24 protein-coding genes and 2 pseudogenes are annotated in these 25,768 nt (G+C 71.6%); 18 read left to right on the forward strand and 8 right to left on the reverse strand.

Features of this window, described 5'->3' with window-relative positions; all coding sequences use genetic code 11:
- Positions 1-80 precede the first annotated feature (80 nt).
- The 7 genes from OG802_RS16000 to OG802_RS16030 all read left to right on the forward strand — a co-directional run bounded on the left by OG802_RS16000 (position 81) and on the right by OG802_RS16030 (position 6,391).
- Positions 81-431 carry an SCO3933 family regulatory protein gene (locus OG802_RS16000; RefSeq protein WP_329411206.1) on the forward strand — a complete coding sequence of 117 codons (351 nt, stop codon included), beginning with the start codon at positions 81-83 and terminating at the stop codon, positions 429-431.
- On the forward strand, positions 428-640 hold the full coding sequence (locus OG802_RS16005) for a hypothetical protein (RefSeq protein WP_329411207.1): 213 nt from the start codon (positions 428-430) through the stop codon (positions 638-640). The genes OG802_RS16000 and OG802_RS16005 overlap by 4 nt, the downstream gene beginning before the upstream one ends.
- Positions 637-2,043: a cell division protein FtsK gene (locus OG802_RS16010; RefSeq protein WP_329411209.1), complete on the forward strand. Its 1,407-nt coding sequence runs from the start codon at positions 637-639 to the stop codon at positions 2,041-2,043. The genes OG802_RS16005 and OG802_RS16010 overlap by 4 nt, the downstream gene beginning before the upstream one ends.
- A 58-nt stretch (positions 2,044-2,101) precedes the next feature.
- Positions 2,102-2,800: a DUF2637 domain-containing protein gene (locus OG802_RS16015; RefSeq protein ID WP_329411210.1), complete on the forward strand. Its 699-nt coding sequence runs from the start codon at positions 2,102-2,104 to the stop codon at positions 2,798-2,800.
- A gap of 151 nt (positions 2,801-2,951) precedes the next feature.
- A complete protein-coding gene (locus tag OG802_RS16020) occupies positions 2,952-4,412 on the forward strand; it encodes a replication initiator (RefSeq protein WP_329411211.1) in 1,461 nt (486 codons plus the stop codon).
- On the forward strand, positions 4,409-4,918 hold the full coding sequence (locus OG802_RS16025; RefSeq protein WP_329411212.1) for a hypothetical protein: 510 nt from the start codon (positions 4,409-4,411) through the stop codon (positions 4,916-4,918). The genes OG802_RS16020 and OG802_RS16025 overlap by 4 nt, the downstream gene beginning before the upstream one ends.
- A 279-nt stretch (positions 4,919-5,197) precedes the next feature.
- A complete protein-coding gene (locus OG802_RS16030) occupies positions 5,198-6,391 on the forward strand; it encodes an IS30 family transposase (RefSeq protein ID WP_329416962.1) in 1,194 nt (397 codons plus the stop codon).
- A gap of 75 nt (positions 6,392-6,466) precedes the next feature.
- On the opposite strand, the gene OG802_RS16035 is transcribed toward OG802_RS16030, so the two are convergent.
- A complete protein-coding gene (locus OG802_RS16035) occupies positions 6,467-8,107 on the reverse strand; it encodes a recombinase family protein (RefSeq protein WP_329411213.1) in 1,641 nt (546 codons plus the stop codon).
- 27 nt (positions 8,108-8,134) lie between these two features.
- On the opposite strand from OG802_RS16035, the gene OG802_RS16040 reads away from it, so the two are divergent.
- On the forward strand, positions 8,135-9,775 hold the full coding sequence (locus tag OG802_RS16040; RefSeq protein ID WP_329411215.1) for a DNA repair helicase XPB: 1,641 nt from the start codon (positions 8,135-8,137) through the stop codon (positions 9,773-9,775).
- A gap of 8 nt (positions 9,776-9,783) precedes the next feature.
- Here the strand turns inward: OG802_RS16040 and OG802_RS16045 are convergent, their stop codons facing one another.
- Entirely contained in the window at positions 9,784-9,963 is a 180-nt protein-coding gene (locus OG802_RS16045) for a hypothetical protein (RefSeq protein WP_329411216.1), read from the reverse strand.
- 462 nt (positions 9,964-10,425) lie between these two features.
- Between OG802_RS16045 and OG802_RS16050 the strand changes: the two genes are divergently transcribed.
- Entirely contained in the window at positions 10,426-12,399 is a 1,974-nt protein-coding gene (locus OG802_RS16050) for a HelD family protein (protein WP_329417103.1), read from the forward strand.
- Positions 12,400-12,610: 211 nt separating this feature from the next.
- Here the strand turns inward: OG802_RS16050 and OG802_RS16055 are convergent, their stop codons facing one another.
- Positions 12,611-13,321, reverse strand: a complete 711-nt coding sequence (locus OG802_RS16055) for a copper homeostasis protein CutC (RefSeq protein WP_329411217.1) — start codon at positions 13,319-13,321, stop codon at positions 12,611-12,613.
- A gap of 89 nt (positions 13,322-13,410) precedes the next feature.
- Here OG802_RS16055 and OG802_RS16060 point away from each other — a divergent pair, with 89 nt between their 5' ends.
- The 3 genes and pseudogenes from OG802_RS16060 (at position 13,411) to OG802_RS16070 (ending at position 15,568) form a co-directional block, all read left to right on the forward strand.
- Positions 13,411-14,055 carry an HD domain-containing protein gene (locus OG802_RS16060; protein ID WP_329411219.1) on the forward strand — a complete coding sequence of 215 codons (645 nt, stop codon included), beginning with the start codon at positions 13,411-13,413 and terminating at the stop codon, positions 14,053-14,055.
- A 50-nt stretch (positions 14,056-14,105) separates the two neighbouring features.
- Positions 14,106-14,600 (forward strand): annotated as a pseudogene (locus tag OG802_RS16065) (GNAT family N-acetyltransferase); the annotation flags it as partial.
- Positions 14,601-14,743: 143 nt separating this feature from the next.
- On the forward strand, positions 14,744-15,568 hold the full coding sequence (locus OG802_RS16070; RefSeq protein ID WP_329411221.1) for a hypothetical protein: 825 nt from the start codon (positions 14,744-14,746) through the stop codon (positions 15,566-15,568).
- On the opposite strand, the gene OG802_RS16075 is transcribed toward OG802_RS16070, so the two are convergent.
- On the reverse strand, positions 15,558-15,866 hold the full coding sequence (locus OG802_RS16075; RefSeq protein WP_329411222.1) for a DUF4031 domain-containing protein: 309 nt from the start codon (positions 15,864-15,866) through the stop codon (positions 15,558-15,560). The two genes, OG802_RS16070 and OG802_RS16075, sit on opposite strands and share 11 nt — an antisense overlap.
- Positions 15,867-15,873: 7 nt before the next feature.
- Complete coding sequence (locus tag OG802_RS16080; RefSeq protein ID WP_329411224.1) at positions 15,874-16,269, reverse strand: hypothetical protein; 396 nt, start codon at positions 16,267-16,269, stop codon at positions 15,874-15,876.
- 335 nt (positions 16,270-16,604) lie between these two features.
- Here OG802_RS16080 and murQ point away from each other — a divergent pair, with 335 nt between their 5' ends.
- The 3 genes from murQ (at position 16,605) to OG802_RS16095 (ending at position 19,722) form a co-directional block, all read left to right on the forward strand.
- Positions 16,605-17,540 carry an N-acetylmuramic acid 6-phosphate etherase gene (gene murQ / locus OG802_RS16085; RefSeq protein ID WP_329411226.1) on the forward strand — a complete coding sequence of 312 codons (936 nt, stop codon included), beginning with the start codon at positions 16,605-16,607 and terminating at the stop codon, positions 17,538-17,540.
- A gap of 16 nt (positions 17,541-17,556) precedes the next feature.
- Positions 17,557-19,005: a PTS transporter subunit EIIC gene (locus tag OG802_RS16090; RefSeq protein ID WP_329411227.1), complete on the forward strand. Its 1,449-nt coding sequence runs from the start codon at positions 17,557-17,559 to the stop codon at positions 19,003-19,005.
- 147 nt (positions 19,006-19,152) lie between these two features.
- The gene (locus OG802_RS16095) at positions 19,153-19,722 is read left to right on the forward strand and encodes a hypothetical protein (RefSeq protein ID WP_329411229.1); all 570 of its coding nucleotides are present in this window, start codon (positions 19,153-19,155) and stop codon (positions 19,720-19,722) included.
- A gap of 127 nt (positions 19,723-19,849) precedes the next feature.
- Here the strand turns inward: OG802_RS16095 and OG802_RS16100 are convergent, their stop codons facing one another.
- Positions 19,850-20,977 (reverse strand): NADH:flavin oxidoreductase, encoded by a 1,128-nt coding sequence (locus OG802_RS16100; protein ID WP_329411231.1) that lies wholly within the window; start codon positions 20,975-20,977, stop codon positions 19,850-19,852.
- 199 nt (positions 20,978-21,176) lie between these two features.
- Between OG802_RS16100 and OG802_RS16105 the strand changes: the two are divergent.
- The 3 genes and pseudogenes from OG802_RS16105 (at position 21,177) to OG802_RS16115 (ending at position 23,185) form a co-directional block, all read left to right on the forward strand.
- Positions 21,177-21,349 (forward strand): annotated as a pseudogene (locus tag OG802_RS16105) (DUF397 domain-containing protein).
- Between the two features lie 277 nt (positions 21,350-21,626).
- On the forward strand, positions 21,627-22,454 hold the full coding sequence (locus OG802_RS16110) for a hypothetical protein (protein WP_329417106.1): 828 nt from the start codon (positions 21,627-21,629) through the stop codon (positions 22,452-22,454).
- Positions 22,455-22,513: 59 nt separating this feature from the next.
- On the forward strand, positions 22,514-23,185 hold the full coding sequence (locus OG802_RS16115) for a Uma2 family endonuclease (RefSeq protein ID WP_329411233.1): 672 nt from the start codon (positions 22,514-22,516) through the stop codon (positions 23,183-23,185).
- Between the two features lie 83 nt (positions 23,186-23,268).
- Here the strand turns inward: OG802_RS16115 and groL are convergent, their stop codons facing one another.
- Together groL and OG802_RS16125 are read right to left on the reverse strand one after the other, a co-directional pair.
- Complete coding sequence (gene groL / locus OG802_RS16120; protein WP_329411234.1) at positions 23,269-24,891, reverse strand: chaperonin GroEL; 1,623 nt, start codon at positions 24,889-24,891, stop codon at positions 23,269-23,271.
- Positions 24,892-25,246: 355 nt separating this feature from the next.
- The gene (locus OG802_RS16125) at positions 25,247-25,453 is read right to left on the reverse strand and encodes a cold-shock protein (protein ID WP_007493268.1); all 207 of its coding nucleotides are present in this window, start codon (positions 25,451-25,453) and stop codon (positions 25,247-25,249) included.
- Between the last annotated feature and the right edge of the window lie 315 nt (positions 25,454-25,768).

Here is a 25,768-nt window from a genome sequence, read left to right on the forward strand (position 1 = left end):
GACACTGCTAGGTCAGCTACGTTCAATGGTGATCACGCCCTACCGCTCTGGTGGAGCGCAACCGAAAGGAATCAACTCCCATGGCACGCATCCGTGTTGGTCTGCTCCCCACCTCGTCGTTCATGGTCGGCACCCTGCCGGTGCCGAAGTACGCGGACCAGGAGAAGACGCAGTTCGCCACCGACCGTGAGACCGGCGCGAAGCTCTACACGATCACCCTCTTCTTCATGGAGGAGGACCGTGCCGAAGCTCTGAAGATCACCGTTCCGGAGACCGGACTGCCCAACGGCCTCCGACCGGGTGTCCCGGTCATGCCGGTGGAACTGTTCGCCACCCCCTGGGCGCGGATCTTCAACGGCTCGCTCTCGGACGGCATCGCCTACCGCGCGGGTCGGCTGGACCTGGTGGCCCCGGACGCTGAAGCGGCGTGAGCGTCACCACCTCCCGGTCCGGCGCTGAGCGCAGCTACCCGCTGCTTCACGCCGGGCCGGATGCCCGGTTCACCGAATCGCTCGTGACCTCGGTGGCGGGCGTGCTCGTGGGCTACGGCTACCCCCGCTTGGGCTCCTCCGCCGATCGGGCGGCCCTCGCATCGGCCCTCGGGGCCTTCCTCTACAACCCGTTGGAGAACTGCACATGAAGGATCCGAACGCCCCCACGGAAGGCATCCTCGGTCACGTCCCGCTCGTCGTCGTCCTGGTGCTCGCCGTGCTCGTTGGGTGGGCTGCCTGGTGGGTAGTCCGTTACGTTCGCACCGATGCCATGACCCGCCAGTCCATACGGCAGGCCGTACGCGTGCGGTGGGGCTGGAAGCGGCTCGCGCCGATGCTCAAGCTTTCGGCAACGGACAAGACACCGACCGCGCTGGCGTCCCTGGCGAACACAAGCGGCAAGCCCATCAAGCCGCGCGTCCTCATCCCCACCCTGAAGGTGAAGCACGACGCGTACGGAGTGATCGCGCGGGCTCAGTGTCTGCCTGGCGTCGGGCTCCAGCAGTTCCAGAAAGCGGGCCCGCATCTCGCGGACGCCTGGCGGTGCACACGGGTGGCGGTCACCCAGGACAAGCCTGGGCAGGTCCTCATCCGGGGCGTACGACTGGACCCGCTGAAGTTCCCCACCGAACACCACCCCACAGGTGAACCACCGGAGGAGACAGCCCGGTGGGATCTGGGCCTGGACGAGTACGCGCAACCCGTGTCCGTGAATCTCACGCAGGTGCCGGGCGTGACCGTGGCCGGCCTTCCCGGCTTCGGCAAGACCAGTCTGATCAACCGGCTTCTCTCCGACTGGGCGCCCTCGCCCGCAGTGCAGTTCGCCTGCGCGGACGGCAAGGTGTCGGCTGCCTACGAAGGTGACTACGCGGACTGGGTCCAACGCATGTTCGCCTTCGTGGGCGATGACCTGGAAGAGGCCAACAAGCTGTTCCGGCACCTGGTGGAACTCCGACGTGCCCGGTCGGCTTCAGTGCGCCAGATGCTCGGCGTGAAGTCCATGTGGGACGTCGGGCCGTCCGAGCACTGGCCCCTGGTCGTGCTGATCGTCGACGAAGCCCACACCTACTTCCGCGACCACAAGGGCAGCGACCAGCAGACGAAGAAGCTGGCCGCGCTCGCCGCCGAGAACGCGCGGCTCGTGGAAGACCTGGTGAAGAAGGGCCGGTCCGTGGGCTTGCTCGTCATCCTCACCACTCAGAAGTCCACCGGCGACGCGATCCCCACCTTCATCCGCGACGTGTGCCCCGTCGGCTTGAGCTTCGCCCAGAAGACCGCCGAAGCCTCCGTGGCCGCGCTCGGTGAGGAGATTCGGGAATGGCCGGATGCCAACCCGATCAACCTCCAGGACCCCACCTACGTCGGCGTCGCCTCGATGAACCATCAGTCGCAACCCGGCTTCACCCGCATCCGCACGCCCTACGTGCCCGACGCGGAAGCGGCTCGCGTCGCCGAACGGACGGCGCACCTCACTGCCGACCCCTCCGTCCTCCTGGAAGCCTTCCTCGGCCTTCGCCTGGCGGACGTGGACCTGACCAAGCTCGACGTCTGAGCAGACCGCCCTACCGCCCTCGCACGCTCCCCTCACCCCGGAGAGGAGGTGAACACTCATGACAGAAGACCGGATCACTCAGCGCACCATCACGGCCGTCATGATCGTCATTGCCGCGCTGGCGTTCGTCTTCTCCTTCGGCAACGTCTGGTCCCTCGCCCTGCGCCTCGGTGTCCCCGGCCCGATCGCACCGCTCATCGCCCCGATGGTGGACCTGTCCGTGGTCGGCCTCTTGGTCGCGCTCCGCTACCTCTCCCTGCGTGGCCTGCCCGCAGACCAGATGACGGCCGGCACCCGTCTCATGCACTTCTCCGGACTGCTGACCCTCGCCCTCAACGTCGCTGAACCGATCGTCGCCGGACACTACGGCCGTGCCGCCGTCGACGCGGTGGCCCCGCTGCTCCTCCTCGGCTGGGGCTCCGTCGGCCCGCAGCTCCTGCGCGCCTTCCACACCGTTGCGCGCCCCGCCGTATCGGCTCCCGTGCTGGACGAGATCGACTCGCAGCCCGAGACGGCAACTGAGGCCTCCCACCCTTCGGTGCCCCTCACCCTTCCGGCCCCGGCCCCGATCACTCCTCAGATCGCCCCGGCTCCCGCTGCGCCTGCGGTCAAGGTTCCTGAGCCGCTGCTGACCGAAGCACGCTCCATCGCGACGTCCCACCACACCGAGCACGGCGAACCGATCACGGCGGCCCAGCTCAAAACGCGACTCGGGATCGGCCTGCCCATGGCCACCGCGCTGCACGCCGCTCTGTAGAGCTCCGCCCTTTCCGCCGGCCCTCCGGCACTTTCCACCACTGCCCGACCCTGGGCCCGATCCGCCATGCCTGCGGGCAGCAGCCCGAGCGCACTGAATCGCTGCTGCCCGCAGGTCTCACCCTCGCGCCAGAAGGGACACCCCGCCACCCATGCGCCGCCCTCTCGACCTGCGCCACGTCATCAGCCCCGGCCTGCGGGACCTGGTCGAACTGGCCAACACCGACGACTTCGACCGCGTGACGGAACAGGTCCGCAACCTTCGCGGCTGCACCAGTCCCGTCAACCTCCACGGCTGGACGGTCACCACCGACCAGACCACCAAGCAAGTGGTCCGCTCCTACCGCTCCGAGGACGAACCCTCCGGACGCCTCCTCACCACCTGCGGCAACCGCCGCGCCTCCCGCTGCCCCGCCTGCTCCCGCCTCTACGCGGCCGACACCTACCACCTGATCAAGGCCGGACTGTCCGGCGGCAAGAACGTCGCCGAAACCGTCCGCGACCACCCACGCGCCTTCGTCACCCTCACCGCCCCCTCCTTTGGCCCCGTCCACAACCGTCCTACGGCCAACGTGGGCAAGCCCCGCCCCTGCGCGTGCGGCGAGAGCCACCCCCAGGACGCTCCCGAACTCGGCACCCCACTCCGCCCGGCAAGCTACGACTACACCGGCGCCGTTCTGTGGAACGCCCACGCCGGGGCCCTGTGGGCACGCTTCACGACCTACCTGCGCCGCGCCCTCGCCGAGCACCTCGGCATGACACAGAAGGCACTCAACGCGGCCCTCCGCGTCTCCTTCGCCAAAGTCGCCGAGTACCAACAACGCGGCCTGGTCCACTTCCACGCGGTCGTCCGCTTCGACGGTCCCGACGGCCACACCACCTCGCCCCCTGCCTGGGCCACGTTCGACGCCCTCCGGGTCGCCGTCGGCCTGGCGGTCGAGCGGGCCCGGCTCACGGTCGAGTCGGACGCGGTCGGCGAACGCGTCATCCGCTGGGGCGACCGCTTCAAGGTGGACGAGATCTCCGCCCTGGGCGACGGCGAACTCACGGACGCCAAAGTCGCCGGATACGTGGCCAAGTACGCCACCAAGAACGCTGAAGGCGCGGGAACCGTGGACCGGACCCTCGTATGCCGCCCCTGCGCCGGACGCGGCCACGTACGCGGACCTGACGGCTTCCGCGACCTCTGCGCCGACTGCGACGGCACCGGCCAAGCCGAATCCCTCGCCAGCCTCCCCGTCCAGCAGCACGCCCGGCAGATGATCCGTACCGCCTGGGCGCTCGGCCATCTCCCGGAGTTCGCCGACCTCAAGCTCTGGAAGTGGGCGCACATGCTCGGCTTTCGCGGCCACTTCTCCAGCAAGTCGCGCGCCTACTCGACCACCCTCGGCGCGCTCCGCGACATACGCCGGGCCTGGCGCACCGCCCAAGCCGAAGCCACCCGCAGCCGCGCCGGCCTCCCCGTGGACGACGAGAACACCACCCTCGTCACCGCCTCCTCCTGGACCTACCTCAGCAGCGGCTACCGCCCCGGTGAAGAGCTCCTCGCCGCCCAGGTCCGCCACGACATCGCCCACACCCAACGCCTCAAGCAGGAGGGAGATTTCTCATGATCAACCGCAAGACGACGTTCGTCGGCCGCTTCCACTGCGCCCAAGGCTCCTGGCGTGTCTCCACCGGAACTGCGGAAGTCGCCACGGTCATCGGGCAGCTCTTCGGCAGGCAATCGCCGTCCCCCGACAGCCACGAAGCCGACCACTTCGAAGTGCTGCCCCGATCAACCTCCATGCGGGTCGTCATCGCTGGCCCCGAATCCATCAAGGCCGGCCTGCTGACAGCCGCACCCCGCTATGAACCCCAACCCAGTACTCGACTCTCGTTCCGTCTCGCCGACGCACATGCCCTTGGCGGCTTCCGCCTCAGTTCTCCCTCTTGGGACCTGGCAGAGTCCGTCCCCACGCTCAGGACGGCACTGTCCGAGACGGGCGGGGACTCCCTCTGCGAACTGATCGCAGAGACAGTCGAGTTCACAACCCGCGACGGTGCGGCGCTGTCGTATTGCCGCCCTTCTATCAAGGTCATCGGCCCTTGGCGCAACACCGACCAGCACGCCGCCTGACCTGAACGCAGACAGCGACGCCCCCACCTGACGGACGGCGGGTTCTATTGATCCCCGCAACACCCTGGAGTTCAGGGAGTTGCGGGGATCGTGGATTTTGAGGTGTTGAAGGCGAAGTTCTTCGAGGCGCTGGATCGGGAGGACGGCGGCATCACCGCTGCCGCTCGCGCAGTCGGAGTGAACCGCAATACGGCGTTCGGATGGGCCCGTCAGGCCGGTGTCCGAGGTCGCGGCAAGCCCGGCACATCCGGGCATCCCGGTCGGGCGGAGTACGAGCGGCTGCGTGCGGCCGGAGTCCATCGCCGCGATGCCGCCGCGCAGGTCGGCGTCCACGAGCGCACCGCTCGGGACTGGGACCAAGGGATCCGGCAGATCGGCCACTCGCGCCTGCATGCAGACGGCCGCCTGATCGACTATACGACCGGTGTGATCACCATCGTTACTGCCGCGTCGAAGCCGTCCGTTGCCGCGGTCGAGGCCGGGCTGCACCCCCGTTTCCTCACCGTGGCCGAGCGGGAGCTGATCGCCGACATGCGCCGTGAGGGCCGCTCGCTGCGCGCGATCGGACGGGCACTCGGCCGGCCGGCCTCCACCGTCAAGCGTGAGATCGACGCCCGTGCGGTCAACGGCGTCTACCGGCCGCACCAAGCCCAGCGGGCATGGGCGAAGAGCCGGTCGCGTCCAAAGGACTCCAAGCTGGCCCGGGAAGGAGCGTTGCGCGACTTCGCTACGGCCAAGCTCCAGGAACGCTGGTCGCCCGAGCAGATCTGCCACGCTCTGCTCATCGAGTTCCCCGACGACGAGAGCATGCGCGTGAGTCCGGAGACGATCTACCAGGCCATCTACGTCCAGGCCCGCGGCGGACTGCGCCGCGAGGTCGCCCTGGCGCTGCGCACCGGACGCACCCGCCGCAAGCCCCACCGCAGCCCGGAGCAGCGCACTCGCCGCTTCGTCGACGAGATGGTGATGATCTCCGAGCGGCCGCCGGAGGTCGAGGACCGGGCTGTTCCTGGCCACTGGGAAGGCGATCTGATCGTCGGCCCCCGCAGCGAGAGCGCGATAGTGACCCTGGTCGAGCGCTCCACCCGCTACGTCCTGCTCGGACATCTGCCCGGCGGGCACACGGCCGAGGAAGTCCGCGATGTGCTGGTGCCGCTGATCCAGACCCTGCCCGAGCACCTGCGTGGCTCGCTGACCTGGGACCAGGGCTGCGAGATGGCCGCGCACAAGCAGTTCACCGTGGCCACCGGCGTGCCAGTCTACTTCTGCGACCCCCACTCGCCCTGGCAGCGCGGATCGAACGAGAACACCAACGGCCTGCTGCGGCAGTACTTCCCCAAAGGCACCGACCTCTCCGCGCACAGTCCCGCAGACCTCGAACACGTTGCCCAGCAACTCAACGGCCGGCCACGCAAAACGCTCGGCTGGAGAACCCCAGCCGAGCGCCTGCGTGATCTACTGACGGCCGCATAAGCCATCAGGTGTTGCGAGGACCCCGAGAATCCGCCGACGAGGTGGGGGCGCCCTGCGTGTGCCGAGTGCTTCGCGTCAGACCTGGCTGTCAGCCACCTCGGTTTCCCGTTCGCTCTCCTTCGCCGCTGCCGCCCGCCGCATGTGCCCCTCCTCGCCGAAGTAGACCGATAGACGCGACGTGTCCAGCTTCTTGCCGCCACGCCGCGCGGGTGCCACCTCCACGTAGCCGCCCGCGTTCAACAGCAGATCTCGCTTACCAGCCACGTCCGAGCGCTTCCACTGCTCGGCGTGGGTCTCTCCGGTCGGCTCCGCCTTCACTCCGCCAGGCTTCGCCGTTCGCTGCCTCTCCTTCAGAGTCACCAGTCGCTCTTCCAGCTTGGCGTACTGCTCCGCGTACCGGATCGCTCCGTCGTCGCCCTTGAACAGGCCCCGGTCGTAGCGATCCTTTTGCAGGTCGGCCAACGCTTCCTCAGCCTGTCTGATCTGGGGCCGGAAGTCCTCGCCCACCTCCTGGACCATCCGCATCACGGAGAGGTGCCCGTACTTCGTGAGGAACTGCTCGGTGACGTACTCCTCGGTGGTCACCCCCGCCACGGTCGGCCCGTAGCACTTCACGCCCTGCTTCTCCTCCCCCCTGGCCGCCCGCTGGCGGTACTTCAGGGGGCCGATGCACCGGTACCGGAGCTGGCCGTTGCGCCCGCTGAAGGTGTACATGCGCTCGCCGCAGACTCCGCAGTGCATGATGCCGCGCAGCAGCGACGTCCCCTCCCGGCGCTTCTCACCTGGGTTGGCCCGGCGCTCCAACTCGTCCTGGAGCATCTGCCAGGTGTCCGTGTCGAGGATCGGCGGCCGGTTGACCAGCGGCAGGCCGTCCGTCCGCAGGATCGGCCTTCCGTCCTCGATTACCTGGCCGAGCAACTGGGGGTTGCCCAGCAAGCTCCGCAGCGTCGTCGTGTACCACTGCTTGGAGTCGCTGCGCTTGCCCGTGGTCTGGCGTGAGGAGTGGCCGGGCGACGGGACACCCTCCTTGTTGAGGTCGTTGATGATCTGCATGAGCGAGTCCTTGGTCAGGACCCGCTCCACGATCCGCTTGATCGTCTTGGCTTCGTCCTCGTTGACGGCAAGGACCTTGCCCGCCCCGTTGGGGTTGGGGACGACCATGTACCCGTACGGGACCCGACCGCCGGTGTAGCGGCCCTCGCGGCGCAGGTGCTCGTGCGCGCTGGACACCCGCATGCCGATGGTGTCGGACTCCAGCTCGGCGAAGACCGCGATCACCTTCGCCATGGCCCGGCCCATGGACGACGTGAGGTCGAGCGGCTCCGTCGCCGACGCGAGCGCAACGCTCTGGTGCTCAGCGAGTCGCATGATCTCCGCGAAGTCGACCGTCGAGCGCGCAAGCCGGTCGATCTTGAAGAACACGATCACGTCCAGCTCGGCGAGCCTGGTCAGGATGCGTTGCAGTCCCGGCCGGTCGAGCCCACGCGAGAAGCCCGAGACGTCGATGTCCTCCTCGGCGGCCACGACCTCCCAGCCGCGTGCCTCGCACAACGCTTCACAGGCCGCGCGCTGGCGTTCAGGCGAAGTCGTCTCGTCGGTTTCGCGCGATAGGCGAACATAGATAGCGGCGCGCATCCCCGGCGCGCTGGCCGGGACGCCCTTCCGGCGTCGGGCACGGGGCATAGCCCGTGCTGTGACAGGCGTTGGTTCTGTCATGAGACGACCTTATCTCCGGAGGTATGTGTGTCCTGCCTAATCGTCCAGTCCGACAAAACTCTGCTCCTGGAGGTCGACCACGAGCAGGCCGACGCGTGCCGTCGGGCCATCGCTCCGTTCGCGGAGCTGGAGCGGGCGCCGGAGCACATCCACACCTACCGGCTGACGCCGCTGGGGCTGTGGAACGCCCGGGCGGCCGGGCACGACGCGGAGCAGGTGGTGGACGCGCTCGTGCAGTACAGCCGCTATCCGGTGCCGCACGCGCTGCTGGTGGACATCGCCGAGACGATGGACCGCTACGGCCGGCTGACGCTGAGCAAGGACCCGGCGCACGGGCTGGTGCTGACCACCACCGACCGGCCGGTGCTGGAGGAGATCCTGCGTTCCAAGCGGGTGGCCCCGCTGGTCGGGGTGCGGATCGACCCGGACACGGTCGCCGTGCACCCCTCCGAGCGCGGTCAGATCAAGCAGACGCTGCTGAAGCTGGGCTGGCCCGCCGAGGATCTCGCCGGGTACGTCGACGGCGAGGCGCACGCGATCGAGCTGGACGAGGACGGCTGGGCGCTGCGGCCGTACCAGAAGCAGGCGGTGGAGAACTTCTGGCACGGCGGGAGCGGGGTCGTGGTCCTGCCCTGCGGGGCGGGCAAGACGCTGGTCGGCGCGGGCGCCATGGCGCAGGCGAAGGCGACGACGCTGATCCTGGTGACGAACACGGTCTCGGCCCGGCAGTGGAAGCACGAGCTGGTGAAGCGGACGTCGCTGACCGAGGAGGAGATCGGCGAGTACAGCGGGACGCGCAAGGAGATCCGTCCCGTCACCATCGCCACCTACCAGGTGCTGACGACGCGCCGCAAAGGCGTCTACCCGCACCTGGAGCTGTTCGACTCGCGCGACTGGGGGCTGATCCTCTACGACGAGGTGCATCTGCTGCCGGCGCCGGTCTTCAAGTTCACGGCGGATCTCCAGGCGCGCCGGCGGCTGGGTCTGACGGCGACCCTGGTCCGTGAGGACGGCCGTGAGTCGGACGTGTTCTCCCTGATCGGCCCGAAGCGGTTCGACGCTCCGTGGAAGGAGATCGAGGCGCAGGGGTACATCGCGCCCGCGGACTGCGTGGAGGTCCGGGTGAACCTGACCGACGCCGAGCGGCTGGCGTACGCGACGGCGGAGGCGGAGGAGAAGTACCGCTTCTGCGCGACGACCGCGACGAAGCGCAAGGTGACGGAGGCGCTCGTGCGGCGCTTCGCCGGGCAGCAGATCCTGGTCATCGGCCAGTACATCGACCAGCTGGACGAGCTGGGCGAGCACCTGGGCGCCCCCGTGATCAAGGGCGAGACCACCAACGCGCAGCGCGAGAAGCTCTTCGACGCGTTCCGGCAGGGCGAGATCAGCGTGCTGGTGGTGTCGAAGGTCGCGAACTTCTCGATCGACCTGCCGGAGGCGACGGTCGCCATCCAGGTGTCGGGCACCTTCGGCTCGCGCCAGGAGGAGGCGCAGCGGCTCGGCCGGGTGCTGCGTCCCAAGGCGGACGGCCATCAGGCGCACTTCTATTCGGTGGTGGCCCGCGACACCCTCGACCAGGACTTCGCGGCGCACCGTCAGCGGTTCCTGGCGGAACAGGGCTACGCCTACCGGATCATGGACGCGGACGAGCTGCTGGCGGAGGGCTGAGCCGGCGGTCACCTGCGGCGGACGCCGGCCTCCTCGCCGTACTCGCCGAGGATGACGACGTCGAAGGCGGCGACGGCGAAGACCTTGATCGCGCGCAGGGCGTCGCCGAGGCGGTGGCGGTGCCCGTCGGACAGGGGGGTCGCGCCGGACGGGCGACCGGGGGCTGGGGTGAAGGTCGCTGCACTCATGTCTCCATGATGGGATCCGGGACATAAGGGGGGCATCGGTCCCAGGTGCCGGTGTGGGGGGCTCCCGGGTACGTCCGGAGGAGCGGAGTGTCCCCCGTGGGGTGGAGGGCGGCCCGTAGGGGTGCGGCCGTCGGGGCGGGCGGCCCGTAGAGGCGCCGTGCGCGGGGGCGGATCGGCGGCCGGTAACTCGTTGGCGCGCGTCGTCGGCGGTCGCCTAGAATCTCCGCTCTTGCCCGCCTCCCTCGCCGGAGCGCCGCCGTCCGGACGGAAACCGGACGGCCCTCACCGCAGCCCTCTCAGCCGGTCCGGAGGCAACCCCCCTTGTCCACGCCGTCCACTCCGTCCACGCCGTCCACGGCGTCCCCTGCGTCCACGGCGCCCGTGTCGTCCACGTGCGTCGACGACGATCCGCTCGCCCGCGAACGCTCCCATCTGTCCGCCTCGCGCACCGCCCTGCGCGCGATGCGCGAGGACGCGGAGTCCCTCGACATCCGTGACGTGACCGCGAACTGGGTCAACGCGCAGATCCTGGAGCGCCAGATCGGGGAGCGCATCAAGGCGCTCGCCGACCTCAGCGACACCCCGCTGTTCTTCGGGCGGCTGGACTACCTGCACGCTCCCGGCGCGGACCGGGCGGAGGGGGCCGAGGGCGAGCGCTTCTACATCGGGCGGCGCCATGTGCACGACGCGGACGGCGACCCGATGGTCGTCGACTGGCGTGCGCCGGTCTCGCAGCCGTTCTACCGGGCGTCCAAGAAGGACCCGATGGACGTGGGGCTGCGCCGCCGCTTCGGCTACACGCGCGGGGACATCACCGCCTACGAGGACGAGCACCTCTCCGACCCCGGCGACCCGTCGGTGGCCGCGGCCACGAGCAGGCTGCTCCAGCAGGAGATCGAGCGGCCGCGCGTCGGCCCGATGCGCGACATCGTCGCCACGATCCAGCCCGAGCAGGACGAGATCGTGCGCAGCGGGCTGGGCGGGACGGTCTGTGTGCAGGGCGGTCCGGGCACCGGGAAGACGGCCGTGGGCCTGCACCGGGTGGCCTATCTGCTGTACGCCCACCGGGAGCGGCTGGCGCGCACGGGCACGCTGGTGATCGGGCCGAACAAGTCCTTCCTGCGGTACATCGAGCAGGTGCTGCCCGCGCTGGGCGAGCTGACGGTCCGCCAGGGCACGGTGGACGACCTGGTGGCGCACGTGGAGGTGCGGGGCGCGGACGACGCGGCGGCGGCGGTCGTCAAGGGCGACGCGAGGATGGCGCAGGTGCTGCGCCGGGCGCTGTACGCGCACGTGGGCACGCCGGACGAGCCGGTCGTCGTGGTGCGCGGCTCGCGGCGCTGGCGGGTTCCGGCGTACGAGGTGCAGGAGATGGTGGGCGAGCTGCTCGACCGGGACATGCGGTACGGCGCCGCGCGCGAGGCGCTGCCGCGGCGCATCGCGCACGCCGTGCTGGTGCAGATGGAGCGCTCGGGCGAGGCCCCGGACGACCGGGTGCAGGACGCCGTGGCCCGCGACGGCGCGGTGAAGGCGGCCGTGAAGCAGGTGTGGCCGGCCGTGGATCCGGCGAAGCTGGTGCTGCGGCTCCTCACGGACGCGGACTTCCTCGCCGCCCACGCGCGGGGCGTGCTGAGCGAGGAGGAGCAGAAGACGATCCTGTGGGCGAAGCCGGTGCGGTCGGTGAGGTCGGCCAGGTGGTCGGCGGCGGACGCGGTGCTGATCGACGAGGCGACGGATCTCGTCGAGCGCACCCACTCGCTCGGTCATGTGGTGCTGGACGAGGCGCAGGACCTGTCGCCGATGCAGTACCGGGCGGTGGGCCGGCGCTGCACGACGGGTTCGGCGACCGTGCTGGGCGACCTGGCGCAGGGCACGACGCCCTGGGCGACCCGCAGCTGGGAGGAGGCCCTCGCCCACCTGGGCAAGGCGGACGCGGTGGTCGAGGAGCTGACGGCCGGTTTCCGGGTGCCGACGGACGTCATCGCGTACGCCTCGCGGCTGCTGCCGCACATCGCGCCGGGCCTGGCCCCGGTCGCCTCCGTCCGGGAGAACCCCGGTTTCTTCGAGGTGCGGCAGGTCTCCGGGGTCGCGGAGGTCGTCGCGGCGTGCGAGGAGTCGCTGCGCCACGAGGGCTCGACGGGGCTGATCGCGGCCGACGCGCGGATCCCGGCCCTGGCCCGGGCGCTGACGGCGGCCGGTGTCGCGCATCTGTCCCCGGGCGAGGAGACGACGGCGGAGAACCGTCTCACCCTGGTCCCGGCCTCGCTCGCGAAGGGCCTGGAGTACGACTACGTCGTCCTCGACGAGCCGCGGGCCGTGGTCGACGGGGAGCCCGACGGGCGGACGGGGCTGCGCCGGCTGTACGTGGCCCTCACCCGTGCGGTGTCGGGCCTGACCGTGACCCACGAGGACGCGCTCCCGCCCGAGCTGGGCTGACGGTCAGGACCCGCCGCCCGCCGCCGCCCGCCGCCGCACTTCGCCCCACCCCGGCCCGCCCCGCCCGCATGGCCCGGCCCGCCCCGCCCGCATGGCCCGGCCCGGCCCGCACGATTGTCCGACCCGCACGATTGTCCGGATCCGGATATGGATCGAGATCCGGCTGCGGCGGGGCCGGTCCGCGTCGGGGGCGGGTCAGTCCGGCTGTGCGTCACTCCGGCTGTGCGGCGTCCAGGGTTCGGCGCCATTGGCGGACGGAGCGTTCCGACACCGGGCCGGTCCAGCCGTGGGGGCGGGCCGCGCCGCCGATGTGGAAGGCGTTCAGGCCGGCGGCGCGCAGCCGGGGCACATGGCCGAGGCGCAGGCCGCCGCCGACGAGGAGTTGCTGTTCGTAGCCCGGCTCGGTGTGCCGGGCCGCCTCGGCGAGCAGGGTGGGCAGTCCGGCGTCGACGCCGTCGGCGGAGCCGGCGGTGAGGTAGGTGTCCAGTCCGGGCAGGCCGTCCAGCTGTTTGCGCACGGCGTCGCGGTCGGCGGCGTGGTCGAGGGCGCGGTGGAACGTCCAGGGGCAGCCGTCGAGTTCGGCGACGACGCGCTCGACCGCGGTGAGGTCGACGCAGCCGTGCGCGTCGAGGAAGCCGAGCACGAACTCGTCGGCGCCTGCGGCGCGCAGCTCGCCGGCGGTCCGCACGAGGCGGTCGACGTCGTTCGCGGCGCCCGCGGCGAAGCCGTCGGCGAGGCGCACCATGACGCGCAGGGAGAGGTCCACGGCGGCCCGGATCCCGGTGAGCACGGCGACCGGCGGGGTGAGTCCGTCGGCGGCCATGTCGGTGACCAGTTCGAGGCGGTCCGCGCCTCCGGCCTGGGCGGCGACCGCGTCCTCGACGTCGAGGGCGATCACCTCCAGAACTGCACGCTTGCTCATGGGACCCCATTCGTCGGCGTCCATCGACGCGCTTCGGGCTACAGGTCTAGTCCAATTTAAGAATACGCCGGTCCGCGCGACAATGAGGCATGGCCGATCTCGACGTCCTGCGCACCCGTTTCAGCCACGCCCTGGAGGGCGTGCGGACCGCCGCGGGCGGCCCCGACCCGCGTCCCTACGCCGACGCCCTCCTCGCCCGCTGGCAGGAGCCGCACCGCCGCTACCACACGCTCGCGCACCTCACCGCGGTCCTCGACCACGTCGACGAGCTGGCCGCACACGCCGCCGACCCCGACGTCGTCCGGCTGGCGGCCTGGTTCCACGACGCCGTCTACCTGCCGGACCGCTCCGAGAACGAGGAGCGCTCCGCCCGGCTCGCCGAGCGGGCCCTCGCCGAGGCGGGCGCGCCGCCCGAGCGGACGGCCGAGGTCGCGCGGCTCGTCCGGCTCACCGTCACCCACGACCCGGCCGACGACGACCCCGACGGCCAGGTCCTGTGCGACGCCGACCTCGCGATCCTCGCCGCCCCGCCGGCCGCCTACGCCGCCTACACGGCCGCCGTCCGCGCGGAGTACCACTTCGTCCCCGGCGACGCCTTCCGCACCGGCCGCGCGGACGTCCTGCGCCAACTGCTCTCACTGCCGCGCCTGTTCAGGACGCCGTACGGGAGCAGGACGTGGGAGGAGACGGCCCGGTACAACCTGCGGGGCGAACTGGAGCTGCTGACCTCATGAGCGCCGCCCCGCCCCCGCCCGCGTCACCGCCCGGCCCCCGCGCGCCCCGCATCCCCGCCGCGCGCCTCACCCTCGAAGGCGTCTCCCCCGGCGCGGCCGCCGGACTGCGGGCGGGCGGCGGCGGGGGCTTCGCCTGGCTCGGGGGCGAACCGTACGCGGGGACCCGGGAGGCCGCGGGGATGACGGCGCAAGCGTACGCGCGCGGGGTGCACCGGCCGGAGTTCGGCCTCTACGTCCTCGTCCGCCGGGCGGACGGCCTGGCCGTCGGCAGCATGGGCTTCCACGCCGCCCCCGACGACGACGGCCGCACGGAGGTCGGCTACGACCTCGTCGAGACCGCCCGCGGCCACGGGTACGCCACCGAGGCGCTGCGCGCGCTGGCCGGCTGGGCGCTGGCCCGTGACGACGTCCGGCGCCTGTTCGCGGTCGTCGAACACGCGAACGCCCCGTCCCGTGCCGTGCTCGAACGGGCCGGGTTCGTCAGGGTCGGCGAAGGCGAGGGCGAGTACGCGTATGAGCTGCGCGGCCGACGTCACCTGACGTAGCCGGGGCCGATCTTCGTCGCTTCGCCTCCCGCCGCCCGGCTCGCGTTCCGGATAATTCCGGCACGGCCGGGTCTCGCGCGGTCGCGTGCGCCGGGGCAGGCCGGAGCAGGCCGGAGCAGGCCGGGGGAAAACGGGGGAACGTCATGAGCAGCAGCGGCCCGTCCACGCCTCCGGAGCCGCCCCGTCCCCCGCGGCCCGACCCCGACGCCCACCGGCTGGCCCGGCAGAGCGTGCGATGGGCCGTCATCGGGGTCGTCGTCAGCTCGGTGCTCGCCCTGGCGGGGTTGTACCAGGCGTCCCACGGGGGCGGCGGGCGGGACACCGCCGACGGCGGCACCGGCTGGAGCACCGGACCCGCGCCGGGCCCGGACACCGCCCCCGGCACCCCCTCCCCCTCGCCCTCCCCGGCGGACGCCTCCTCCGGCGCCACCGATGTCCTGGACCCCGGCGGGACGCCCGGCGGGGACGCCTCACCCGACGACGACGGCACGGACGGGGACGGCGGGAGCGGCGGGGCCGACGGGCTGACCGCCGCCGAGCACGAGCTGCGGGACTCGCTCAACTCCGGCCAGTGGTCGCGCGAGAGCTGCTCGCACGCCCGGTGGCAGGGCGCGAAGGCCGCCCTGTTCTGCACGGTCACCACGGTCGACGCCTACGGCGTGCCCGGCGCAGGCAAGGCCAGTGTCGTGATGTACGGCACCAAGTACGACCGCGACGTCGTCTTCCAGTCGTACGCGGGACGGCTCCAGCCGGGCAACTGCGACGCGCAGAGCGGTGTCTACGGCACCTGGCGCGAGAACAACACCGGCGACTCGGCGGGCGACGTGGTCTGCTTCCTGTCGGACACCGGCCAGTACGTCTTCCTGTGCAGCTACTACGACCGTCCGGCGCTGGTCCAGATCAGCGGCGCCGACCGGGCCCGGCTCGTCGCCTGGTGGCACACCATGGAGCCGGTGTTCACCCGCTGACGCCGCCGTGCTTGCGCCGGCGCAGGCCGGCCGCCGTCAGCAGCCGCACCACCTCCCGGCTGCTCACCTCGACCGCGCCGGCCGCCACCAGCTCGGCGTAGCGGTGGGAGGGGATGTCGATGGGGGTCCCCCCGCTCGAGCGAAGCCGAGAGTGGGGGAGGTCGCGCTCGAAGGCGCGGCGCGGCACGCCCGACCGGTCGGCGAAGGCGTGCAGTTCGGCGTACGAGACGTCGCTGACGAGGTGGGACCACATCCGGCCGTGCCCCGGCCAGTCCGGCGGGTCGATGTAGACGGTCATGAGCAGCTCACGAGGTCGACGCGCCGCCCGTGGCCGCCCCGAGCGAGCCCACCGACGCCACCTTCACGCCCGCCTTGTGGCACACCCAGTGCGGATCCGGGCCGAGTTCGGGCTCGACGTCGAGGGCGTGCGGGTCGCCGGAGCCGCAGACCGGGCACAGCGGCCAGCGGCCATGGCTCTCCAGCAGGGCGTCCTGCACGTCCTGGGCCACCAGCCCCGCGACGTACGCCGCGCCCTCGGGCCACTGCTCGACCCACCAGCGCCGCTGCACCACGGAGTCCTCGACCATCGACACCACGTCCGGCGCGGCGACCTCGCCCGAGGCGAGATCCGCCAGCACCAGGGCGCGCGCCGTGTGCAGGGTCCGTTCCAGCGGATCGACGGGGGTGAGGGGATCGTCCATGCCCCCATTGTGCGCAACTCGCACGGCGACCGTTGCGCGGCCGGAGGAATCGTTCGCCCCCGTTCCGCCTCAGACCACCGCCCCCACACCCGCACCGCACCGCACCGCACCCGACCCGCTCCCTCCCCGGCCGCGTCGTACGGCGCGCCGGACCGTCCGCACCGGTAGACCGTAGGGGTGCTCGCGCGGCCCCGGCCGCCGGTCCCGTCCGCGCCGCGGAACCGGGCGGCGGAACCGGCGGACGAGCGCCCCGCCCGCCCGGTCCGACCTCACCCGCCCGACCTCGCCCGTCCCGCACCACGCCCACCCCCCTCACCGGAAGAGAGACCGTCCCGATGACCTCCAGCCCGGACCCCCAGGAACTGCGCGCCGCGCTCGAGACGCTGACCACCGAGGCGTTCCGCCCCGACCTGTCGGAGATCGACCGCCTGCCCACCCTGGACATCGCCCGCCTCATGAACGGCGAGGACGCGGGCGTGCCCGCCGCCGTGGCCGCCCGGCTGCCGGAGATCGCCGCCGTCGTCGACGCCGTCGCCGAACGGATGGCGCGCGGCGGACGCCTGGTCTACGCCGGCGCGGGCACCGCCGGACGGCTCGGCGTGCTCGACGCCTCCGAATGCCCGCCGACCTTCGGCACCGACCCCGGCCAGGTCCTCGGGGTGCTCGCCGGGGGGCCGTCGGCCCTGGTGAGCGCCGTCGAGGGCGCCGAGGACTCCCCGGAGCTGGCCGAGGCGGACCTCGCCGCCCTGTCGCTCACGCCCGACGACACCGTGGTCGGCGTCTCCGCCTCGGGCCGCACCCCGTACGCCCTGGGCGCCGTGCGGTACGCGCGTTCGCGGGGCGCGCTGACCGTGGGCCTGGCCTGCAACGCGGGCAGCGCGCTGGCCGCGGCCGCCGACCACGGCATCGAGGTGGTCGTGGGGCCCGAACTGCTCGCCGGCTCCACCCGGCTGAAGGCCGGCACCGCGCAGAAGCTGGTGCTGAACATGATCTCGACCATCACGATGATGCGGCTGGGCAAGACCTTCGGGAACCTGATGGTCGACGTCCGCGCCACCAACGACAAGCTGCGCGCCCGCTCCCGGCGGATCGTCGCCCTGGCGACGGGCGCGGCGGACGACACGGTCGAGACGGCTCTCACGGCCGCCGGCGGGGAGGTCAAGAACGCGATCCTGATCGTGCTGACCGGCGTGGACGGGCCCGCGGCCGCCCGCCTTCTGGAGGAGTCCGGGGGCCATCTGCGCGCCGCGCTCGCCGCCGCGGGCGGCTGAGCCGCACGCTCGACGGGTGCGCATCGACTCCTCCACCACAGCCGCCGCGATCCTGCCCCTGGTCGGCGGCCCCGCGAACGTCACCTCCGTCGCCCACTGCATGACCCGGCTGCGCCTCGGCCTCGCCGATCCGTCCCGCGCCGACCGGGCGGCGCTGCGGGCCGTGCCCGGAGTCCTCGGACTCGTCATGGACGACGGCTCCTGCCAAGTGGTCCTCGGCCCCGGCGCGGTGACGGCGGTGACGGCCGCGTTCGAGCGGCTGCTCGCCGAAGCGCCCGCCGCCGCCCCGCCCGCCGGCGCCCCCTCCACCGCGTCCCCGACGGCGGTCCCGGCAGCGGCGGCGGGCCCGGCAGCGGCGGGTCGCGGGGCGGGCGGGAGCGGGCCGAAGGTCCTGCTGCGCCGGATCGCGGCCGTCTTCCTCCCGCTGATCCCCGCCCTCGTCGGCTGCGGGATCCTCGCGGGCGTCAACGGCCTCCTGCTGAACGCGGGCCTGCTGCCCGGCCTCACCCCCGCGCTGACCGCCGTCGCCTCCGGCTTCATGGCCCTGCTCCCCGTGTTCGTCGGCTACAACACGGCGAAGGAGTTCGGCGGCACCCCGGTCCTGGGCGGCGCGGTCGCGGCGATCGTCGTCCACCCGGGCGTCGCGCAGGTGACGGCGTTCGGGGTGGCGCTCTCCCCCGGCCAGGGCGGCGTCCTGGGCGCGCTGGCGGCGGCCCTGCTGGCGACCCGCGTGGAGAAGTGGTGCCGCGGCCGGGTCCCCCGGACGCTGGACGTGCTCCTCACCCCCACCCTGACGGTCCTCGTCGCGGGCCTGGGCACGCTGTACGGGCTGATGTACGCGGCCGGCGCGGTGTCCGCGGCCGTCGGCGCGGCGGCGAACTGGCTGCTGGCGACGACGGGCGCGTTCGCCGGCCTCGTCCTGGGCGGCCTCTTCCTGCCCCTGGTGACGCTGGGCCTGCACCAGGCCCTCATCCCGGTCCACGCCACCCTCATCGAGCAGCAGGGCTACACGGTCCTGCTGCCCGTCCTGGCGATGGCGGGCGCGGGCCAGGTCGGCGCGGCGGTCGCCGTGTACGTCCGGCTGCGCCCCGGCGCACCCCTGCGCACGACGATCAGGTCGGCGCTCCCGGCCGGGCTGCTCGGCGTCGGCGAGCCCCTGGTCTACGGGGTGTCGCTGCCGCTGGGCCGCCCTTTCCTGACCGCCTGCGCGGGCGGGGCGGCCGGCGGGGCCTTCGTCGGGTTCTTCGCGATGCTCGGCGACCGGGTCGGGGCGACGGCGATCGGCCCGTCCGGCTGGGCCCTGTTCCCGCTGCTGGCGGGCAACCGGGGCCTGGGCGAGACGGCGGGGATCTACGCGGGCGGGCTGCTGACGGGGTACGCGGTGGGGTTCGCCGCGACCTACGCCTTCGGCGGGGTGAGCGCGGCGACCGCGGCCGCCGCCGCCCTCGATCCGCACGGTTCCTGAACGATCCGCACGGTTCCTGAACGATCCGCACGGTTCCTGAACGATCCGCACGGTTCCTGACGAGGACGCACCGACGACGAGGGCGGGGGCCCCGCCCCCACCCCGCCCCGGCTTCCGGTCCGCGGCGCCCGCCCTACCCTTGGTGCCATGAACCACGCCCAGCTCACCGCTCTCGGTCGTGCCCTCCGGCTGCTCGGGGAGCACGGCGAGGCCCTGACCGCCGACACGCCCGACGCCAAGTTGCACGAGGTCAAGGCGGATCTGCGGCGGGCCCTGGAACTGCTGGACGACAGCGTCGTCGGCGCCGTGCCCACCACCCGCTGCGCCGAGCATCCCAACGGTCCCGTCGACAAGGCGGCCCACGACCTGTGCCTGCTGTGCGAGACCCGCCGCCGGGCCGCCCGCCGCGCCGAGTTCAACGGGCCCGCCCCGCAGGCGCCGCCCGCCGCCCCCGCACCTTCCCGCTACGGGTCCCGCGGCGACCGGCCGCAGCCCCAGCAGCGCTGGCTGGCGGAACTGTGGAACGGCCAGGAGTGGCAGCTGTGCGGAACGCCCCGGCGGGACCGCCGCGAGGCCGAGCTGTACATCGCCGCCCTGCGCCGCGGCTCCCGCCCGGCGATGGCCTACCGGCTGGTCCACGAGTTCACCGACTACGAGGTGCTGCGCGTGTGGGGCACCCCGGTGAAGGTCGACATCGAGCCCCTCGGCAATCTTTAGGACCTGTCGTTCCCTCGCTGCGGGCCGGCCTGCCGGCGGAGAGAACGGCCGGCCGGCAGCAGGGCCGGCCGGCTCGGGGCGTCGCGTTCGTCGCGTCGCGTTCGTCGCGTCGCGTTCGTCGCGTCGCTCAGCTGAGGGTGCGCAGGGCGGCGGCGTCGAAGGGCTTCAGCTCGTCGAAGCGGCCGGCGAGGACCTTGGCCGCCCACTCCGGGTCCTGGAGCAGCGCACGGCCGACGGCCACCATGTCGAACTCGTCGCGCTCCAGCCGGTCGAGCAGGTCGTCGATGCCCTTGACCGGGGCGCCCTCGCCCGCGAAGCCCCGCAGGAACTCGCCGTCGAGGCCGACCGAGCCGACCGTGATGGCGGGCTTGCCGGTGAGCTTCTTCGTCCAGCCCGCGAGGTTGAGGTCGGAGCCGTCGAACTCGGGGAGCCAGTAGCGGCGGGTGGAGGCGTGGAAGGCGTCGGCGCCGGCGGCGGCGAGCGGGGCGAGGATGGCCTCCAGCTCCTGCGGCGTCTCGGCGAGGCGCGCGTCGTACGCCTCCTGCTTCCACTGCGAGTAGCGGAAGATGACCGGGAACTCCGCCGAGACGGTCTCCCGGACGGCCGCCACGATCTCGGCGGCGAACCTGGCGCGGGCCACCGGGTCGCCGCCGTAGGCGTCGGTGCGGCGGTTGGTGCCGGCCCACAGGAACTGGTCGACGAGGTAGCCGTGGGCGCCGTGGATCTCGACGCCGTCGAAGCCGATGCGCTCGGCGGCGGCGGCCGCCTCGGCGAAAGCGCCGATGACGTCGTCCAGGTCGCGCTGGGTCATGGCCTTGCCGGCGCCCTCGGTGCCGTCGACGCGGATGCCGGAGGGGCCGACGGCGGGCGCGTCCGCGTAGGGCGGCTCGCCCTGCTTGCGCACCATCCCGATGTGCCAGAGCTGCGGCACGATCGTCCCGCCGCCCGCGTGCACCGCGTCGGCTACCTTGGCCCAGCCCGCGAGCTGCTCCGTGCCGTGGAACCGGGGAACGCGGTCGCTCTGGCCGGCGGACTCGTGCCCGACGTAGGTCCCCTCGGTGACGATGAGGCCGACGCCGGCGGCAGCCCGGCGCCCGTAGTACGACACCACGTCCTCGCCGGGGATGCCGTCCGGGGAGAACATGCGCGTCATGGGCGCCATGGCGATGCGGTTCGGGACGGTCAGTCCGTTGATCGAGACCGGCCGGGACAGGATCTCGGCGGCGCGGGCGGAGGCGGGCTGGGTGACGCTCACGTGGGGGACTCCTCGTGACGGGAACCGGGCGGTATGTGCACGCGCATGAACAGCGCTCCTCACGGAACACCCCCGGCCCCCGACCCCATTCCGCCCCCGCGAACCCGACACCTGTGATCCCGGCCACGCGCCCGCTACGGAACAGAGCCGCGCTCCACCACCCATTGCGTGGCCTGCCCGGTGATCTCGGCGATTCACCGTGACCTGGCACAAGTCCAGCTACAGCGGCGGCGAAGGCGGCAACTGCCTCGAAGTCGCCACCGGTGACTCGGCCCCGGTCCGCGTCCGGGACTCCAAGGCCCCCTCGGCCCGAGACTCGCGTTCCGGGCGCAGGCCTGGTCCGCGTTCGTGGAGAACCTCGAGGCCGGCTGATCGGCACCCGCCCCGAAGCTCAAGCGTCCAGCTCCGAGCCCTCTTTTCTTGGATTGGGTGGGGGCCTCAACCCAACCTCCCACCCGGCGAGTTCACCTGGAGCGACCGACTTGCCACGGAAGGTCACCACGCTCTAGCGTGCGGATGACGAAACAGCCCCCGCCCGGTGCTACCAACACCGACGGGGGCCTGACCTACTAGATCGAGGAAACGTCGATCCGTGGCTGACGCCAAGCTTAACGCCGTCCCTCTGCCCGCGCAGGCGACCCCGCACCCGATGGCCAATCCGGGTTACGGAAAGCGCGCCGCCTCGGGGCAACGCCCCCGCACCAACTACGACTTCACGCACCTCCCGCCCAGCGAGGCGGCCATCGCCGCGTACCTCGACCGGCTGCCCGACGGCGCCGACGTCTCCGTGAAGACGCTGGCCGGACAGCTCCCGTACGGACAGTGCGCGCTCCGCACGGCCCTCAACCGCATCCAGCAGGCCGGGCACTTGAGGCGAGGCCGGGAACGAATGGAAACCGCTTCGGGCGAGTCCCGCTGGATCACCCGAACGTGGTTCACCCGCACCGCACGCGACGACGGCTGGTGGGTGACGTTCACGCGAGGGGACGTACCGGACGACGCCCCGGAGCCCGAACGGGCCCCGCCCACCACCCGCTCCCGCGCCCACATCCTCCTGGCGGCCCTCGGCCACACGGCCCCCGCCCTCTCCCTCTCCGCCGCCGACTGCGCGCAGCTCGCCCCGCTGGCGCAGGAGTGGTTCGCGCGAGGAGCGACGGAGGAGACGCTGCTGGCCGCGCTCACCGCGGGCCTGCCCACCCCCGTCCACAGCCCGGCGGCCCTGCTCCGCCGCCGCCTGACGGACAAACTCCCACCGGAGCGACCCGCCCCGCGCCCACCCCGCCGGATGCTGGAGTGCGCGGAGTGCCGAGTGCCGGGACGACCCGAGGCCCTGCCGGGAGGCGTATGCCGCGGCTGTCTCGGCGAGCGCACGCCCACGCGCCCCGCCGCACTCCCGCCCGCCCCCGCGATCCACGCCCGCGAGGGGGAGATCCGGGCTGCCATGTCCAGGAAACGCCAGGAGAGGACACCCGTATGACGGCTCCCACGGTCCGACGACGTCACCTCGGGGCACGATGGAGGGAAGGAGGCGAAGCCATGACCCCCAGCACCGCCGAACGCCCGCAGATGCCCTTCGAGGACTTCGAGGAACTCGTCGTAGTGGCTCCCGAGCATGTGCGGCTCGAATACGTCGACGGACGAGTCCGCACCAAGGACCCGCTCAGCGTCGAGGACTTCGAGGAACTGGCAAGCCGGGCACCGGAGACGGTCCGGCTGGAGTACATCAATGGAAAACTCGAGGTCAAGGCCATGCCGGACGGCAACCACGTAGAAATCTTCATGTGGCTGCTACGTCAGTGCATGCAACAACGCCCCGAGCTGAACCTCGTGCCCGAGCGGGGCGTCAAGGCCGAGGCATACCGTAAGGGTCGCGCGATCACGGACGGGTTCCTCGCACCCAAGGGCCATTTCAAAGGACACGGCAACTGGTCCGGGGCAGACGGCGCCCTCATGGCCGTCGAGATCACCTCCCATGACAGGGACACCGACCAGCGCGACCGCGTCGACAAGCCTGTCGGCTACGCCGGGGCCGACATCCCCGTCTACCTTCTCGTGGACCGCGACCACAACACGATCGTCGTGTTCAGCGAGCCCAAGGACGGCCGCTACCAGCAGTGCGACTCCTATCCCTGGGGTGCCGTCGTGCCGCTCCCCGCTCCGGTGAGCGTCACCCTCGACACCGAAGAGCTGAAGGACTACGCCGACTGAGACGCCCGAAGGCGGTACCCCCAGCCATGGCTGGGAGCACCGCCCTCGGTCCGAAGGACAGTCGATCAACCGGAACCGGTCGATCAGAAGTCCATGTCACCGCCCGGCATGCCGCCGCCGGCGGGCGCGGCGGCCTTCTCCGGCTTGTCGGCGATGACGGCCTCGGTGGTGAGGAACAGCGCGGCGATGGAGGCGGCGTTCTGCAGGGCAGAGCGCGTGACCTTCGCCGGGTCGATGATGCCTTCGGCGATCATGTCGACGTACTCGCCGGTCGCGGCGTTCAGGCCGTGGCCGACCTGGAGGTTGCGGACCTTCTCCACGACGACGCCACCCTCGAGACCGCCGTTGACGGCGATCTGCTTGAGCGGGGCCTCCAGCGCGATGCGCACGGCGTTGGCGCCGGTCGCCTCGTCACCCTCGAGCTCCAGCTTCTCGAAGACGGCGGACGCCTGGATGAGCGCCACGCCACCACCGGCGACGATGCCCTCCTCGACGGCGGCCTTCGCGTTGCGGACGGCGTCCTCGATGCGGTGCTTGCGCTCCTTGAGCTCCACCTCGGTGGCGGCGCCGGCCTTGATGACCGCGACACCGCCGGCGAGCTTCGCCAGGCGCTCCTGCAGCTTCTCGCGGTCGTAGTCCGAGTCACTGTTCTCGATCTCGGCGCGGATCTGGTTGACCCGGCCCGCGACCTGGTCCGACGAGCCGGAGCCGTCGACGATGGTCGTCTCGTCCTTGGTGATGACGACCTTGCGGGCCTTGCCCAGCAGGTCCAGGGAGGTGTTCTCGAGCTTGAGACCGACCTCCTCGGAGATGACCTCGCCACCGGTGAGGATGGCGATGTCGTTCAGCATCGCCTTGCGGCGGTCGCCGAAGCCCGGGGCCTTGACCGCGACGGACTTGAAGGTGCCGCGGATCTTGTTGACGACCAGGGTCGACAGGGCCTCGCCCTCGACGTCCTCGGCGATGATCAGCAGCGGCTTGCCCGACTGCATGACCTTCTCCAGGAGCGGGAGCAGGTCCTTGACGTTCGCGATCTTGGAGTTCGCGATGAGGATGTACGGGTCGTCGAGGACGGCCTCCATACGCTCCATGTCGGTGGCGAAGTACGCCGAGATGTAGCCCTTGTCGAAGCGCATGCCCTCGGTGAGCTCGAGCTCCAGACCGAAGGTCTGCGACTCCTCGACCGTGATGACGCCTTCCTTGCCGACCTTGTCCATCGCCTCGGCGATGAGCTCGCCGATCTGGGTGTCGGCGGCGGAGATGGAGGCCGTGGAAGCGATCTGCTCCTTGGTCTCGACATCCTTCGCCTGCTCCAGCAGGGCGCCGGAGACGGCCTCGACGGCCTTCTCGATGCCGCGCTTGAGGGCCATCGGGTTGGCGCCGGCCGCGACGTTGCGCAGGCCTTCCCTGACCAGGGCCTGGGCCAGGACGGTCGCGGTCGTCGTGCCGTCGCCGGCCACGTCGTCCGTCTTCTTCGCGACTTCCTTGACCAGCTCGGCGCCGATCTTCTCGTACGGGTCCTCGAGCTCGATCTCCTTGGCGATGGACACGCCATCGTTGGTGATCGTGGGGGCGCCCCACTTCTTCTCGAGGACGACGTTGCGGCCCTTGGGGCCGAGCGTCACCTTCACGGCGTCCGCGAGCTGGTTCATGCCGCGCTCGAGGCCGCGCCGTGCCTCCTCGTCGAACGCGATGATCTTGGCCATGTGAAGTGGTCCTCCCGGACTGGGGTGGATTGCTCCGGACCGCGCTGGCGCCCGCGACGGACGGCTCGCCGGCCTCGTGGTTCCTTGCCCCACCTGGCCTGCGGGCCTCACCGACCCGGTCCTTCGTTGTCACTCTCACCTTCAGAGTGCTAACGCCAATGATTAGCACTCGACCCCTGAGAGTGCAAGCGCCCCGGTGAGACCCGCGTCGTCGCGGACACCCCGCCCGGCCCCCGCGGACCGGGGCGGGCGCCCGGCCCCGGGCAGGCCGAAGGGCTCGCACCCCGGGAGGTGCGAGCCCTTCGACAGATGTGCCGGACGTACAGAAGAACGACGCTGTCAGTCGGCGCGCGCTTCAGCCGGTCGCGAGCCGGACCATGTCCGCCTGCGGCCCCTTCTGGCCCTGCGAGATCTCGAAATCGACCCGCTGACCCTCTTCCAGGGTGCGGTAGCCGTCCATCTGAATCGCGCTGTAGTGGACGAAAACATCCGCACCACCGTCGACCGCGATGAAGCCGTACCCCTTCTCCGCGTTGAACCACTTGACGGTGCCCTGAGCCATGCCTAACTCCCCTATTACTGGCCCTTGCACAGATCCACACTTCGCGGATCCGGGTCAGACCTCACCCCCCATTGGTTGGGGGCGTGCGCCGGAACGCGTCGACCGCGGCCGAATGTATCTGTCCAACTGCCCTCTGCAACAGGTCACTCGGACGAGAATTCCGGACGCACGGGATCCGGAATGTGGCGAGAATTCGCCCGAATGCAGGGCAAGTCGGGCCCCAGGAAAGCCACAAAAGCCGCGAAAGGGGTCTGCACTTTGGCTGCTTCTTGTCGGCTGAAGAAAGAAAAGAAAGGCTCCGGATCCGGTGATCCG

The sequence above is a fragment of the Streptomyces sp. NBC_00704 genome (assembly GCF_036226605.1).
GTDB lineage: Bacteria > Actinomycetota > Actinomycetes > Streptomycetales > Streptomycetaceae > Streptomyces.

Coding starts and splice junctions, on each gene's coding strand:
- OG802_RS16000 (WP_329411206.1), top strand. CDS start 81: ATGGCACGCATCCGTGTTGGTCTGCTCCCCACCTCGTCGTTCATGGTC.
- OG802_RS16010 (WP_329411209.1), top strand. CDS start 637: ATGAAGGATCCGAACGCCCCCACGGAAGGCATCCTCGGTCACGTCCCG.
- OG802_RS16015 (WP_329411210.1), top strand. CDS start 2,102: ATGACAGAAGACCGGATCACTCAGCGCACCATCACGGCCGTCATGATC.
- OG802_RS16020 (WP_329411211.1), top strand. CDS start 2,952: ATGCGCCGCCCTCTCGACCTGCGCCACGTCATCAGCCCCGGCCTGCGG.
- OG802_RS16025 (WP_329411212.1), top strand. CDS start 4,409: ATGATCAACCGCAAGACGACGTTCGTCGGCCGCTTCCACTGCGCCCAA.
- OG802_RS16035 (WP_329411213.1), bottom strand. CDS start 8,107: ATGACAGAACCAACGCCTGTCACAGCACGGGCTATGCCCCGTGCCCGA.
- OG802_RS16045 (WP_329411216.1), bottom strand. CDS start 9,963: ATGAGTGCAGCGACCTTCACCCCAGCCCCCGGTCGCCCGTCCGGCGCG.
- OG802_RS16050 (WP_329417103.1), top strand. CDS start 10,426: ATGCGCGAGGACGCGGAGTCCCTCGACATCCGTGACGTGACCGCGAAC.
- OG802_RS16055 (WP_329411217.1), bottom strand. CDS start 13,321: ATGAGCAAGCGTGCAGTTCTGGAGGTGATCGCCCTCGACGTCGAGGAC.
- OG802_RS16060 (WP_329411219.1), top strand. CDS start 13,411: ATGGCCGATCTCGACGTCCTGCGCACCCGTTTCAGCCACGCCCTGGAG.
- OG802_RS16070 (WP_329411221.1), top strand. CDS start 14,744: ATGAGCAGCAGCGGCCCGTCCACGCCTCCGGAGCCGCCCCGTCCCCCG.
- OG802_RS16075 (WP_329411222.1), bottom strand. CDS start 15,866: ATGACCGTCTACATCGACCCGCCGGACTGGCCGGGGCACGGCCGGATG.
- OG802_RS16080 (WP_329411224.1), bottom strand. CDS start 16,269: ATGGACGATCCCCTCACCCCCGTCGATCCGCTGGAACGGACCCTGCAC.
- murQ (WP_329411226.1), top strand. CDS start 16,605: ATGACCTCCAGCCCGGACCCCCAGGAACTGCGCGCCGCGCTCGAGACG.
- OG802_RS16095 (WP_329411229.1), top strand. CDS start 19,153: ATGAACCACGCCCAGCTCACCGCTCTCGGTCGTGCCCTCCGGCTGCTC.
- OG802_RS16110 (WP_329417106.1), top strand. CDS start 21,627: ATGGCCAATCCGGGTTACGGAAAGCGCGCCGCCTCGGGGCAACGCCCC.
- OG802_RS16115 (WP_329411233.1), top strand. CDS start 22,514: ATGACCCCCAGCACCGCCGAACGCCCGCAGATGCCCTTCGAGGACTTC.
- groL (WP_329411234.1), bottom strand. CDS start 24,891: ATGGCCAAGATCATCGCGTTCGACGAGGAGGCACGGCGCGGCCTCGAG.
- OG802_RS16125 (WP_007493268.1), bottom strand. CDS start 25,453: ATGGCTCAGGGCACCGTCAAGTGGTTCAACGCGGAGAAGGGGTACGGC.